12 protein-coding genes are annotated in these 13,152 nt (G+C 44.3%); 7 read left to right on the top strand and 5 right to left on the bottom strand.

What is annotated here, in order from left to right; genetic code table 11:
- The first annotated feature begins 276 nt into the window (after positions 1 to 276).
- The 4 genes from BBG47_RS04675 to BBG47_RS04660 all read left to right on the top strand — a co-directional run bounded on the left by BBG47_RS04675 (position 277) and on the right by BBG47_RS04660 (position 5,328).
- On the top strand, positions 277 to 960 hold the full coding sequence (locus BBG47_RS04675; RefSeq protein ID WP_065290734.1) for a response regulator transcription factor: 684 nt from the start codon (positions 277 to 279) through the stop codon (positions 958 to 960).
- Positions 961 to 1,962: a sensor histidine kinase gene (locus BBG47_RS04670; protein WP_065290733.1), complete on the top strand. Its 1,002-nt coding sequence runs from the start codon at positions 961 to 963 to the stop codon at positions 1,960 to 1,962.
- 94 nt (positions 1,963 to 2,056) lie between these two features.
- Positions 2,057 to 2,740 (top strand): ABC transporter ATP-binding protein, encoded by a 684-nt coding sequence (locus BBG47_RS04665; RefSeq protein ID WP_065290732.1) that lies wholly within the window; start codon positions 2,057 to 2,059, stop codon positions 2,738 to 2,740.
- Positions 2,737 to 5,328 carry an ABC transporter permease gene (locus tag BBG47_RS04660; RefSeq protein WP_065290731.1) on the top strand — a complete coding sequence of 864 codons (2,592 nt, stop codon included), beginning with the start codon at positions 2,737 to 2,739 and terminating at the stop codon, positions 5,326 to 5,328. Before BBG47_RS04665 ends, BBG47_RS04660 begins: the two co-directional genes overlap by 4 nt.
- Positions 5,329 to 5,414: 86 nt before the next feature.
- Here BBG47_RS04660 and BBG47_RS04655 read toward each other — a convergent pair whose 3' ends face one another.
- Complete coding sequence (locus tag BBG47_RS04655; protein ID WP_254659743.1) at positions 5,415 to 6,755, bottom strand: lytic polysaccharide monooxygenase; 1,341 nt, start codon at positions 6,753 to 6,755, stop codon at positions 5,415 to 5,417.
- A gap of 854 nt (positions 6,756 to 7,609) precedes the next feature.
- Between BBG47_RS04655 and BBG47_RS04650 the strand changes: the two genes are divergently transcribed.
- Positions 7,610 to 8,449, top strand: a complete 840-nt coding sequence (locus BBG47_RS04650) for a lipase family protein (RefSeq protein WP_065290729.1) — start codon at positions 7,610 to 7,612, stop codon at positions 8,447 to 8,449.
- A 201-nt stretch (positions 8,450 to 8,650) separates the two neighbouring features.
- On the opposite strand, the gene BBG47_RS04645 is transcribed toward BBG47_RS04650, so the two are convergent.
- The 4 genes from BBG47_RS04645 to BBG47_RS04630 all read right to left on the bottom strand — a co-directional run bounded on the left by BBG47_RS04645 (position 8,651) and on the right by BBG47_RS04630 (position 11,631).
- Positions 8,651 to 8,965, bottom strand: a complete 315-nt coding sequence (locus BBG47_RS04645) for a hypothetical protein (RefSeq protein WP_175400479.1) — start codon at positions 8,963 to 8,965, stop codon at positions 8,651 to 8,653.
- Positions 8,966 to 9,177: 212 nt separating this feature from the next.
- Positions 9,178 to 10,185: an alpha/beta hydrolase family protein gene (locus BBG47_RS04640; protein ID WP_065290727.1), complete on the bottom strand. Its 1,008-nt coding sequence runs from the start codon at positions 10,183 to 10,185 to the stop codon at positions 9,178 to 9,180.
- A 26-nt stretch (positions 10,186 to 10,211) separates the two neighbouring features.
- Positions 10,212 to 10,844, bottom strand: coding sequence for a GNAT family N-acetyltransferase (locus BBG47_RS04635; protein WP_065290726.1), 633 nt, complete (start codon positions 10,842 to 10,844; stop codon positions 10,212 to 10,214).
- Complete coding sequence (locus tag BBG47_RS04630) at positions 10,819 to 11,631, bottom strand: MerR family transcriptional regulator (protein ID WP_065290725.1); 813 nt, start codon at positions 11,629 to 11,631, stop codon at positions 10,819 to 10,821. Before BBG47_RS04630 ends, BBG47_RS04635 begins: the two co-directional genes overlap by 26 nt.
- Positions 11,632 to 12,007: 376 nt before the next feature.
- Here BBG47_RS04630 and BBG47_RS04625 point away from each other — a divergent pair, with 376 nt between their 5' ends.
- Together BBG47_RS04625 and BBG47_RS04620 are read left to right on the top strand one after the other, a co-directional pair.
- Positions 12,008 to 12,682 (top strand): hypothetical protein, encoded by a 675-nt coding sequence (locus tag BBG47_RS04625; protein ID WP_065290724.1) that lies wholly within the window; start codon positions 12,008 to 12,010, stop codon positions 12,680 to 12,682.
- A 61-nt stretch (positions 12,683 to 12,743) separates the two neighbouring features.
- Positions 12,744 to 13,103, top strand: a complete 360-nt coding sequence (locus BBG47_RS04620; protein ID WP_021255673.1) for a hypothetical protein — start codon at positions 12,744 to 12,746, stop codon at positions 13,101 to 13,103.
- Positions 13,104 to 13,152: the final 49 nt, after the last annotated feature.

The following is a 13,152-nucleotide window of genomic DNA, read 5'->3' as shown; positions in this document are numbered from 1 at the left end:
ACGACGGAAATCTTTAATTCTCAGTAAATAGAATGTAAACCATGAAATGGTTTCCCATTATTCACAACCCTTATTCTAGTTTATGATACAAAAAATGTATATCGATGATTTTGTCGCAATTTGGTTTTTTATGTCATAAATAATATATATTTTTATAATGTATGATAAATAATGTTGATTACGCATAAAACCTCTTCCCATCAGAAAATGATAGAGTATATAATGTCGACACGAGGAAGAAAGAATGAATTCAGTCATAGAGTAGGGGAACTAGTGATGAAGATATTAGTTGTAGAAGACGATAAAACGATCGCGTCCGGATTGGAATATTCACTGCAGCAGGATCAATTTGATACCCTGTTGTGCCATGATGTCGCATCAGCTAAGAAAATGCTCACTGAAAACATTGATCAATTTGCGTTATGTCTGTTCGATTTGTCGCTTCCAGATGGAAGCGGGTATGAACTGTGTAAAATGGTGAAGGAGCGGCAAGATATTCCGGTTATCTTCTTAACCGCGATTGACGATGAGGTCAACGTCGTCATGGGTCTGGATATGGGGGCCGATGATTATATTACGAAGCCTTTTCGAGTTCGCGAACTTCTGTCACGGATCAAGTCGGTGTTGCGGAGATACCATAAACCATCGCAGGCAAAAACAATCATTGATATCGGGAATGTGCGTATCAATACGCTGGAAGGCAAAGTGTACAAGGATCGGGTTGAAATCCTATTGACCGCATTAGAATACCGCTTGCTGCTGATCTTTGCCAATCATATTGGGCAGGTTCTCACGAGAAATCAGCTGTTGGAGCAGATTTGGGATGTTGCCGGCGAATTCGTAAACGATAATACGCTAACTGTGTATATCAAGAGGCTGCGTGAAAAGCTGGAGGATGATCCGCAGCATCCGGCAATGATTAAAACGATCCGTGGATTCGGCTACAAGGTGGGTGATTAGATGCTCCGCAATCGAGAAATACAAATCCTATTGACAGTTATGGTCACAATCAGTGCAGCAGCGATCGCCGTCGCTGCTTTTATATCGCCTGCTGCATTGGCACTTGTTGTTATCTTGTCGCTTCTGCTTATAGGTAGCTGCTTGGCATTTACGAGATGGAGATATCGAGAACTTGAGAAACTTTCAATTTATTTGCGCGAAATCAGCAGCGGCAATGATTCGCTCGACGTACGCGATAACCAAGAAGGCGAGCTCAGCATTTTGAAGAACGATATATACAAAGTGACACTAATGCTATCCGAGCAGCGCTCACTGCTGCAGCGGGACAAAATGCAATTGACGGACGCCATTTCGGATATCTCGCATCAGCTCAAGACGCCGCTTACTTCCATGACGGTAATGGCCGATTTGTTAAGCAGCGCTGATCTGCCGCCAGTCAAAAGAATGGAATTCACCCACAACATTCGAATTCAACTGGAGCGAATCGATTGGCTTGTGTCATCTCTCCTAAAGCTCTCGAAAATAGATGCCAAAACAATTCCATTCAAAAAAGAGCCAGTATTGGTTAAACAGCTTATCCAGCAGGCGCTTGAGCCTGTCCTGATACCGATGGATATTAAGGAACAGACTGTTTCGATCAACGGAGATGACAACGTCTCATTTATAGGTGATTTCAATTGGACAAGTGAAGCGCTTATCAATATTTTGAAAAATGGCGTCGAGCATACGCAGGAAGGCGGAGCAATCGCCATTTCATTTACAGAAAATGCGCTATTTACGGAAATTGTCATTGCCGACAACGGCAAGGGCATACCAAAAGAAGATTTGCCTTACATTTTCAAACGATTTTATAAAGGGAAGCATGCTAGCGAGGGGAGTATCGGCATCGGTCTGGCCATGGCTCACAGTATTATCGCAAGTCAGGGCGGAGTGATCGATGTGAGGAGCGACGGTGAAAAAGGCACAACGTTTCGGATTAAGTTTTATAAGCAAGTCATTTAATCGAAAGTGACTAAATCGTCACTTTCACAGTCACTGGAGAGTCATGTTGGACAGATAAAATGATATCCATCAGCAAAGCTATGGAGGTTAACACATGGAAATTTTACGAATCGAACATCTGTCTAAACAATATGGGAAAGGTGAATCAGCAGTAACAGCACTTGATGATGTATCTTTTTCCGTGCGAAAAGGGGAATTCGTCGCGATTATTGGGCCCTCTGGGTCGGGGAAATCGACACTTCTACATATGCTGGGGGGTGTGGATCGGCCGACAAGCGGCAAAGTGTTCGTTGAGGATACAGACATGTATGCCTTGGACGAAACGCAGCTGGCCATCTTTCGCCGGAGACAAATCGGGCTGATTTATCAGTTTTTCAATCTCATTCCCGTCCTGACCGTGGAAGAGAATATGACGCTGCCGCTTTTGCTGGATAAACAACAGGTGGATAAGAAGCAATTGGACGTACTTGTAGGGACATTGAATTTGAAGCATCGGCTAAACCACCTGCCTAACCAGCTATCTGGCGGACAGCAGCAAAGGGTTTCGATCGGCAGAGCGCTCATTAGCAATCCTGCGATCATGCTTGCAGATGAGCCGACAGGGAATTTAGACAGCAAAAATAGCAGTGATATTGTTGACTTGTTAAAGATGTTAAATAAAACCTATCAACAGACGCTGATCGTGATAACACACGACGAGCGAATCGCCCTGCAGGCCGATAGGATTATTTCCATAGAAGACGGAAGGATTGCCAAGGACGAGGTGATCCGTCCATGAACATCGTCAATACACTTACGATCAGACATTTGAAGCAAAATAAAAGGCGCACGCTGGTTACGATCATAGGCGTCATCATTTCGGTTGCCATGGTGACGGCTACAGCAACCCTTGGCTTTTCTTTTTTGGATCTCATGAAAAGGCAAACCATCGCAGATAGTGGGGAGTGGCATGTCCTTTATAAAGATTTAAGCAAAGAACAGCTTGCAGCAATACAGAACGATGATGCAACCAAAGTCGTCACGATCACCAAAGACATCGGATATGCGCCGTTAATAGGGGCGGAGAATTCAAGTAAGCCCTATTTGTTTATCCAGGCGTATAATGCACTAGGCTTTACGCAATTTCCCATTCAGTTGAGTAAGGGACGACTTCCTCAAACGGACAAGGAGGTCGTGATTTCGGAAGCCATAGTGAAGAACGCAAAGGTGAACTATGAAATCGGCGACCACTTAGCGCTGTCAGTCGGTGAACGATTCGAGAAGGGCAGCGATCAACCGCTGGATCAAACGAGTTCATTGCGCCGTGAAGATGGAAAATTGACTGAATCCATACAGCAAATCACGAACAAGGAATACACGGTGGTAGGCTTCATCAAACGTCCTGTCATGGAACCAGCATGGTCCCCTGGTTATACCATCATAAGCTATATTGATGAAACCACTATAAAGGCAACGGATCGTGTCAATGCGGCAGTTGTCCTGAAAACCGTTAATCAATACTTATTCGATCATGCTGAACAGCTGGCGAAAAGCAACAACATCGATTCCGTCCAATACAATTACGATTTGCTTCACTATTATGGCATGTCGAAAAGCGCCGCCTCGAACAGCATGATGTTCTCCTTAATGTTCATCATCATAGCGGTCATTATGATCGGTTCGGTTTCGTTGATTTACAATGCATTTGCAATTTCCGTCTCGGAGCGTTCCCGTCATCTAGGAATGCTAGCAAGCGTCGGGGCTACCAAGCGGCAGAAGCGGAATTCGGTGTTCCTAGAAGGTGTCATCATCGGAGTAATCAGCATACCTATCGGGATATTGTGCGGTCTTGCTGGGATAGGGATAACCTTCTTGTTCATTAATCCCATCATTCAAGGGGCACTTGAGACTACAGAAAAATTAACACTCATCATTACGCCAATGTCGCTCCTGATTGCCTGTGTTGTTTCGATATTGACGATTTTCATTTCGACATTTGTCCCGGCAATTAAAGCTTCCAAAATCTCTGCTATTGACGCAATTCGCCAAACTGACGATGTGAAGCTTACAAGGAGAGCCGTGAGAACGTGGAAGCTCATGCGCAAGCTATTCGGCATCGAAGCTGAAATAGGATTAAAAAATATAAAACGAAATAAGCGAAGATACCATGCCACCGTATTTTCACTCGTTATCAGCATACTCCTATTTTTAACGGTGTCATTTTATACCGCCAATCTAAAGCAATCCCTAGTACTCTCACAGGAAGGTGTTAATTACGACATTCAACTCTGGTACAGCAATGGAAAACGATTAGACGATTCGACGGTTCAATCGATTGTATCCCTTGATGATGTGAGCGAATACAATGTGACTGAAAGCCACATGGTCAACGCCTGGATCGAGGAAGCTGCCATCGCCGATGAGCTGCAAGAAGCGGTCAAGAAGGATAGGAGCGTACTGAAGGAAGGAAAGTACCTTTATGACATAATGATTAATGCCATGAATGATTCGAGCCTACAAGCCTATGCCAAAGCGGTTGGCGCAAATGTCGAACAGCTGATGAATCCGGATCATCCCGCCGCGATCGTGGTGGATACGCTTCATTATGAGGACGAGGCGACCAATAAATTTGTGCAAACGAAGGCTATTAATGCCAAAATCGGTCAGAGTTTCCGGTTGAGTTATATAGATGAAGAAACAAATAAAGAAACAGAATCCAAAGAGGTAACCATCGCTACGATGACGGATCAATTGCCAATGGGAATGCGTTCAGATAGATTAGGGAGGTTAGATATTATCGTATCCAAGCGCGTCTTCGAACGACTCATTGACGTAAAAAGAAAGGAATTCGTTTCGTCTCATTTATATGTAAAAAGCAAAGATCCTTTGAAGACTCAGCAAGAGATTGAAGAATTCAGAGATTCTAATCTGTTCGTTTTGAATGAATACCAGTCCAGAGTCACAGAAGAACGAAGAATTTTGGTCATGTCCGTATTCTCGTACGGCTTTATCATATTGATTTCAGCCATCTCTATCGCAAACATCTTCAATACGATCTCGACGAGCATATCGCTTCGGAAGCGGGAATTCGCGATGCTGAAATCCGTTGGAATGACGCCTAAAGGCTTTACGAAGATGATGAACTACGAGAGCATTTTTTATGGAATGAAATCGCTCTTGTTCGGCCTTCCTCTAAGCTTCGTCGTTATGTATCTCATTCATATGTCATCGTCGCGTCGATTTAGTTACGAATTTTCTCTTCCTTGGATGAGTATTCTCTTTGTAATTGCCGCCGTATTTGTCATCGTCGGTTCGGCCATGTTATATTCCAGTGCCAAGGTAAAGAAGGAGAACATTATCGATGCGTTGAAGCAGGAAAATATATAAGATCCCGAACAACCCAAAAATAGCCGACAGCAACTCGAATGAGATGCTGTCGGCTATATGCATAGCTTATTGATGGCGCGCAGCTTCTAAGGAATTACTTTCCACACATCGGCGCCTGAAGAGCCTGGCGTTTCGCCTTGCGTCCACCATTTCGCTTCATAATTCACACCGTTATGCGTTACTTTATTACCGGCTACATACACGGTCGTTGCGCTCCAAGACGGATATGTAGTAGGGGCGGACGGTGTAGTGACGTTTAGAACGTTGCTTGCTAACGATACGTTGCCAGCAGCATCAATCGCTTTAACGGTAAAGGAATACGAAGTGTTTGCCGTCAGACCCGTGACAAGGTATTCCACAGTTGAACCTGAGACAGTCGCTATCAACGTCGTGCCTTGAAATACTTGATAGCCCGTAACTCCGACATTATCCGTAGAAGCGTTCCACATTAATGGAACTGTTGTGGAAGTTGAGCTACCCATGACATGAAGGCTGCTTGGCGCTGTAGGGGCTACTGTATCCGGACCGGTCACAGGAAGCGTCGTGAAGGTTACCGCATTGCTTGCTGCGGATATATTTCCTGCGGCATCAACAGCTTTTACCGTAATCGTATACGAAGTATTCGAAGTTAAACCTGTCAAGTTGGCAGTTAACGCTCCGTTTGTCGTTGCGATTTGGTTGGATCCGTTAAAGATCTGGTAGCCGGTTACGCCAACGTTGTCTGTGGAAGCACCCCAAGTGATAGTTGCGTTTGTCGCCCCAATATTGGATACCGCTGCACCGGTTGGGACAGTCGGAGCTACATTATCAACGTTCCCACCAAAATTAACGTCAATTACATTATAGAAGGCATTCAAGGTATCGGAAATTTCCCAAACTGCAAGAATGACTTGATAGCCAGTTCGGCTCGGAACGTTGCAAGTGTCGGAGTATGTGTTGCCAGGCAATTTACCGTTGTAAGGCACGTTGCAGAAAGGAGTTAAATCGAAGGAGTCGCGAGTAAGCGGTGCATTAGGATTCCAATTTTGCTTTGTGATGTAATATTTCCAGCTTGTCGTTGCGTGCGGCACTTTAATTTTCCAATTAAATGTCGTCGGTCCCGGGCTTATGTTAACCTTAGTCCAACGCGTCGCGGATTGCTCGTCAAGAGGCGCAAATGCTCCATTAGCACTCGCAATTTTCCCATCGGCAGGGCCTCCCGCCGGGAATCCCTTATGTGCTTCCAAACTATAAGGTTCATAAATAATCAGACCACAGTTCTTATTAACGCCGTCTGCACAAAGACCTGCACGGCTATTGGTCACGTTACCGTGTGCGAATGCCTTATCCCCGAGTATGAGGGACATCGCGAAGAGAAGCACGAGCACGGTGCCGACAGCAAAAAGAAAGTTAAACCGTTTTGCTCCAGATGAACATAAAGTAGACATCAAGAATTTCCTCCATTTCATTCATTTTATTGGCAATGTATAACCGCTGAAATAATCAAATGACACCTCCTTCATAGGCTGATTATATATAAACTCTCATAGGAGCTTATATCAGTTCCTCGCATAACGAATAGATCTGTTGACCAGGTGATAGAAAAGAAATGCATATGATACTGCCGAATCGTGGAAGACGTATTTTAGAGAAATGGGAGTGGCATCATGAAGTAGCAGTAGCTGATTCTTGTCGTTGGGTGATTTGGTGTTAATGTGAGGGATTTCGGAATCGAGTTGCGTTATAGTGAACGCGGACAGTTCGTTCAATCGTTGATCATAGGGTAGGTCTCAAATGGATACGTAACTTGGCAGGAGTACCCGAGCAGAAGCGGGTAGTGCATGTGACAACATCAAATTTATACCCATAAATTACTATGCATTAAGAATATATCATTATATGTTTTCTGTGGCAATTAGTTTGTTTATGGCAGCATAACTATGTGCATTTTCACCATTTCACCTACTTGCGGACTCAGCATATTTTCTCAGGCCTCACAGACGTATGGCGAAAGTGATAAATAAAAAAGGAGAGCCCGTCAAATGTCGAAGCAGGAGAGTATATAATTGGAAATGCGCTCCAAACCAAAAGCATACATTTGCATGCACGACAGGGTACCAGTGGCGTATACAAAAACTTGTAGGTAGTGTCGTATGGTCCAACAGGCATATATACGAAGAACACCATATCAATCAGCTGGGCATATACTCAGAATAGGGGAGAATCAAGTTCATTAACCCCATTAATAATTAAGTTCATCATAAAAATTGATCGACTTGGATATAAGAGGAGAATCATTGATATGGGGTCATCTTTTCATAGCAAGACTGCAATCTTGCTTGCTGCTATGTGCTATCAGACGTATCCATTGTACTTAGAAGGAACACTTGTCTTGCCATCGGAGTATAAGCTTATCTATACGATTCGTGCACTTGCAAATGTTGAGAATCCTACTAAAATCGTATTTGGTTTTATTGCAGAGTCCCCAGATCAAATTATTATCGCGTTCAGAGGATATGCGGCCTATCCAGAAGATCTGTTAGCCGCCTATGACATATTACAGGTACAGTATCCCTACGTTCCTAATGCCGGGAATACCTCACGTGGATTTACATGTATATATCGCTCAACAAGAACTAAATTAATTCATGAGTTGAATAAGCTCTCAGCCACAAAGCAACTATATATTACCGGCCACAACTACGGTGGGGCTCTGGCCACGCTAGCCGCGCTGGATATTGCGGTCAACACCAAGTTTAAAAATCCTGTTGTATATACGTACGGAAGCCCACGTGTCGCAAGCCCTGCGTTTGCATCAAAATTCGATCTAACGGTTAAGAACAGCATTCGCATTGTCAATATTCATGACATTATTTCAACCTTGCCGGAACGATCGTATCCGCCTCCGTTTACGAAGGACGAATTAACCTATGAGCATGTGAAGACGAAGTATCCGGTCTCATTTCAGTTGAATAGTTTGGCCAATCGCAATCACGAGATTGTCTGTTATTTTAAAAATCTCAGTAAAAAGAATCCTTATTACGCGAGCTTACTTTGTGAAGAAAATCCAGGTTTGTGTCCGGATACAAGTTGGTGCGTACCGTTTAAAGGAATATGCAGTCCAGTGGAGGAGGAAGGGTAAGCCGATATTAGCCGACTTGAAAGACGGGAAGCTCCAGGAGTCCCCCTCCAGATTGCTGAACGAACTCCTTAATATAAGTCGGAAGACAGTGGAGGGGCTGGCTATACCACAATCATATCTAATTGAAAAAATTGATATTGGCGTAGAACATAAGACCAGCTGGGTTACCAGGCGTGACAGGCGGATTAGGACCCTAGTAGTTCACGACAGTGAACGAAGCGGAAGAATCCCGTATATTCCTCCTGCTGGCAGCGGATCACTGGATATGTTATAAATGCGAATGTTCTGCCAATTATAAGGTAGAATTTCAACCAATCCTGTATTGGCATCCATACTGCCGTCAGTCAATACGGGAGGAGTGAGTGTTGTGTTAAAAGCGGGATTCTGGCCTGAGAGATCGTAGACATCGAGACGTGCAACATGAGCATTATCTGCAAATACAGTAAGACTAACGTCAAGCGATACTGAACTTGCTTCACTACCAACCCCACCACTAAAGGCAGCAAATGCTCTCACCTGGTTATCTGTTGTTGTTGAATCCCAAATATATTCGAGAGTGATATTTGCAAATATACCATTATCATTACTGTACTTGGTGATGTTTGGCCAGACTGGATATTGAGAAATGATATTAATGCTCGAATCGAGCAATTCTTGCGTAAAGGTCAATAAAAAACGAATAGGGTCGGGAATAACCCCGCCCCATCTATCTATATCTGGGTATGATGTTATTTAGGAAGTTTCCTCAGAAACTGCTCAATCGCATCCATATAGCCCGGAATCGTAATTTGTCTGGGTGCGAACAGACTGATGAGCGTTGCTCGTAGATTCGAGTTCACCGTCTGCTTGCTGAGCATCGAGTGATCTGCATCAGGGAAGACTGCTACGGTCATCAACCCTGGCTTTACGATGTCTCGATAGACCCGCTCCGTATTTTTCACATCAACATTTATATCCTCTTGACCTAGAATTAACAATACAGGCGAGTTGAAGTTGCGAAGATCGTCAGTGGCATCAGACATCAAATTTTTTCCGGCGAATATCCATCTGTCTCTCGACATCAAGCTATTTTCACGTGCGATTTTGACATACTCTTCATAGGACGCATGTTTCTCTAACAACTGTCGCACTTGTCGGTTATAGGCCAGTTTGTCTTGAATTTCTGCTTCCGATTTTCCTGCAGCCAGCATTTCACTGCGTGTATTGTATTCACCTTGACTAATCCAGTTGATCGCAGGGGATAGAAGAAGGCTAAAAGCAAGCGGCTCCTGCTTGGCAAGCTTTGGAATGACCCAGCCCGCTTGACTCGCCCCCCATACCCCAATCTGCTTCCCGTCGATCATTGGCTGCTCTTTAGCCCAAGCAATCGCCTGACGGGCTTCTTCCACTCGGTCTTCAATGCTTTGATGCTCCCAATTGCCTTCCGAACCGTTAATGCCTCTTTTGTTAAGAGACAAAGAAGCATACCCAAGAGAAGCCAGCCGCTCCCAAAGCGGCTTATAGCCGTCCTCATGCGAAGCGTCAATAGGCCCGTCCCCATGAATGAACAACACAAGTCCCAGCTTGTTTGTGTATTTCTTAGGCAGTACGAAGCTGCCTGTTAATTTGCCTTGAGGCGTCTGGATTTGAACAGCTTGTTCATCCATGTCAAAGTTGTGTTGATTCAAAATATACAGTCCAGCACCGCCAAAAATCAGAACTATCAATAGTAAGGATATCGCTATCTTCTTTTTCATCTTATTATCTCCTTGTAAAAAGCCCACTATGTCTCCAATTTTCGGGTCATATAATGCCATGTTCCTTCATTGAAGAAGATGTGACGCAGAATACTATATTCTTGTGCATGGGTAGAGAAGGATAACTGCTCATACAGCTGTTTTGCCCGCGGATTCGCACCTGCGACATGCAAGCTTAGTATGCTCAGACTTTGCTCTGCTAGCGCAAACTGCTGCGCCCATTCCAACAGCAATCTTCCAATTCCCTTGCTTCGATGATCGGGGTGGACAGCCACGTCAGCAATATAACATTCCTTAGCTAACGGCTTATGCTCTAGTAGGGACAATCCGATTACCAGTTTAAGAAATGCCCATTTTCCAATGAAATGATAATCCTTCCACGAAGGAAGATTGCTCGTTGCCTGTTGAACTTCTGCATTCGCACTCCATTTGATCGATAAAGTGCCGATCACTTCACCCGCTTGCAGCGCGACAACCCTCAAGCTTGCCGGTTCAGCAGGAAAGGAATCCAGCATCTTCTCGAAAAAAAGCGCAAGATTCTCCTCACTCAAGTTCGCAAGGTGTTGGAATTTCCCGTGAAACCCGTGGACGAGCAATCGGCCAACGTCGGCATTGTACTTGGGCTGCATCGGTTCAATCGTTATCCGCGCCATAGTCATTTTCGTAGCCTCCTTCGGATTTGACAACTGGCTCTATTAACGTTTGCAGCTCGTAGTGAAGCTGATTGTTGCTGAACAGAGACAAATATGATTTCTCAATAACGATCAAAGGTCCCCATACAACATAAGATTGTGCAGCAGCATATTCATAGAACTGTTCTACAACTTGATCAAGCTCATCGACTTCTTGAATGGCGCACTGCATCGCCAGGTAATCTCCCTCCGGCACAGAAAAATCGCCAGGGGCTTGCGTCTCCAGACATAAGGTGCTCAGACTAGAACCATCATCGATGTAGTGAATATCCATCTCAAATAAGTTCGGAATAGATTTCTGCTGCTCCACCAATTGTTTGGCAGTTAGCTTTGTCTGGGGATACATCTCGATCCACCGTGTGAAATACCTAGGTTCTCGCCGCTTGATTTGGTATGTGCTGGTCGAGTTCATTACGTTCTGCTGTTCGTGCAGCACCTTTTGGATAAACTGTTGGAGTTCCCTAAGACGCTGCATTTCCGCTTCGATATCTCGCAGGGATGAATGAAGCAGCTGTCGGTATTGAGCTCCAGAATAAGAGGTCATGCATTCCTTAATGGACGAGACAGGCACCTCCAGCTTGCGAAGCAGCAGAATTTGCGCCAGCTGGTATACTTGCTCCATGTCGTACATGCGATACTGGTTGTTATCTATGTAGCTCGGTTGAAGTACGCCTTTCTCTTCAAAATACCGGATTTGATGAACTGACACATTCATCAGCTTCGCTAACTCGCTAATTGTAATTTCACTTTTCATCACGTCCACTCCTAGGGGGGAAACTTGGAATAACTCAACGATACACCTTAGGTCTGACCTAAGGTCAAGTGTTTGTTGTAGATTTATTTTATATAACAGAAGTGGATGTGTCTTTTGATCTAATGACCGCATCAACATTTATAAGGAACAAAGACGCAATCAAGTAGGACTAAGGTATCTTTCCCTAAATACTAGTGGGCTGTAAGGTTGATTGCTAACTTCCTTACCCCGTATACTATCCATAATCAGGAATGGAATCCTTTCCTTCTACTTGATCTATCAATGGAACATAGGACTCCGATTTCCTGATTTTTTTATCTGTAGTATGAAGATGAAGGGATTGATCCTACTGATTAGCGACATGGGGAAGGTGCAAATGGATAAACAGTCATACGCGAGATATTTACTCCAGCTCATGGATGAAGATGTAGAATCCGATGATGCGGTCATCGAAGATAATGAGCTGTATGGATATTTTCAAATGTATATGCCGAGCGGTAAAGGGGTGGAGGCTACCTTTGAACCGCTGCAAGATGGAGAGGCCTATTTACAGCGGATTGTACAGATGTATGATATCCTCGATCCCGCGGATTTTGGGGGAGGCACGGTGCCAGGCTATTTTAATAGTAAAGTTGCAGATGTACCTGAAGAGGTGCTAAGAGGACATGGCGAGCAGCTTATTAAAGGGCTGAAGGAGTTACTTGATGAGTTTGAAGAATTGGATGGTGTAGCAGATGCAGCAGCATACCTATCTAGAATCAAAGAAGTTCAGCTGCTGCCGCATGGGAAGATAGACAAGATCCGCCAATCTCACGATCCTGATGTTTATGAGGCGCTGTTTGAAGTTGTCAGTGAGCACAAGGATTACGATGCACCGATTGAAATACTGGATGAGGCCTATTACTCGATTGCCTGCGATTATTGGATATCTTATTATTTGCAGTGGCATCGCTACGGACTTAAGGGCGACCCGTTCGCACCTTATTTCGAGCTGTATAGGCTCGGATATTCCGCAATCTTCTCAGAGCACAAATTGCTCATCGGCTCATAAGAAGTTGTATACTGATGTGTTAGAATGAGAGACAAATAGAGTTGAAAGAGGCGAAACTGCGTTGATAACACCAAATGAAATCTTAACTATGATTCGTGCTGACGGTTTCTTCGAACGTGTTTTTGAAAAAGAAGGGGACTGGGACGCACAATTAGACGCTAGAGAATCAACTGCATTCGATGCGGCATGGAACTCTAGCTATGAAACCATACATAAGAAAGACCCCACTGAAAGTGCGACAATTCGAGATATTAGAGAATATGCATTCAAGCAAACGTTTCGGCTCACGCAAAATTCCGAGCTGGCTAGTTATGTGTCTGACGACCTCGGTCTCATTGCTAAGGCCTTCGATAGCAAGCTCGCCAATGCATTTGTTAGTAGACTCTGGAATTCCTATCTTCAAGGGCAGTTTCCGAAATAAATCGATCCGTGATCGATGAATAATAGAACAACATGTGGAGGGTACTCAA

It is taken from the genome of Paenibacillus sp. KS1, assembly GCF_001680695.1.
Lineage (GTDB): Bacteria > Bacillota > Bacilli > Paenibacillales > Paenibacillaceae > Paenibacillus_B > Paenibacillus_B suaedae.
This window is presented reverse-complemented; position numbering and strand designations above follow the sequence as displayed.

Bases quoted from the DNA above. Each gene is read 5' to 3' on its own strand.
- BBG47_RS04675 (WP_065290734.1), top strand. From the start codon at position 277: ATGAAGATATTAGTTGTAGAAGACGATAAAACGATCGCGTCCGGATTG.
- BBG47_RS04670 (WP_065290733.1), top strand. From the start codon at position 961: ATGCTCCGCAATCGAGAAATACAAATCCTATTGACAGTTATGGTCACA.
- BBG47_RS04665 (WP_065290732.1), top strand. From the start codon at position 2,057: ATGGAAATTTTACGAATCGAACATCTGTCTAAACAATATGGGAAAGGT.
- BBG47_RS04660 (WP_065290731.1), top strand. From the start codon at position 2,737: ATGAACATCGTCAATACACTTACGATCAGACATTTGAAGCAAAATAAA.
- BBG47_RS04655 (WP_254659743.1), bottom strand. From the start codon at position 6,755: ATGTCTACTTTATGTTCATCTGGAGCAAAACGGTTTAACTTTCTTTTT.
- BBG47_RS04650 (WP_065290729.1), top strand. From the start codon at position 7,610: ATGGGGTCATCTTTTCATAGCAAGACTGCAATCTTGCTTGCTGCTATG.
- BBG47_RS04640 (WP_065290727.1), bottom strand. From the start codon at position 10,185: ATGAAAAAGAAGATAGCGATATCCTTACTATTGATAGTTCTGATTTTT.
- BBG47_RS04635 (WP_065290726.1), bottom strand. From the start codon at position 10,844: ATGACTATGGCGCGGATAACGATTGAACCGATGCAGCCCAAGTACAAT.
- BBG47_RS04630 (WP_065290725.1), bottom strand. From the start codon at position 11,631: ATGAAAAGTGAAATTACAATTAGCGAGTTAGCGAAGCTGATGAATGTG.
- BBG47_RS04625 (WP_065290724.1), top strand. From the start codon at position 12,008: ATGGATAAACAGTCATACGCGAGATATTTACTCCAGCTCATGGATGAA.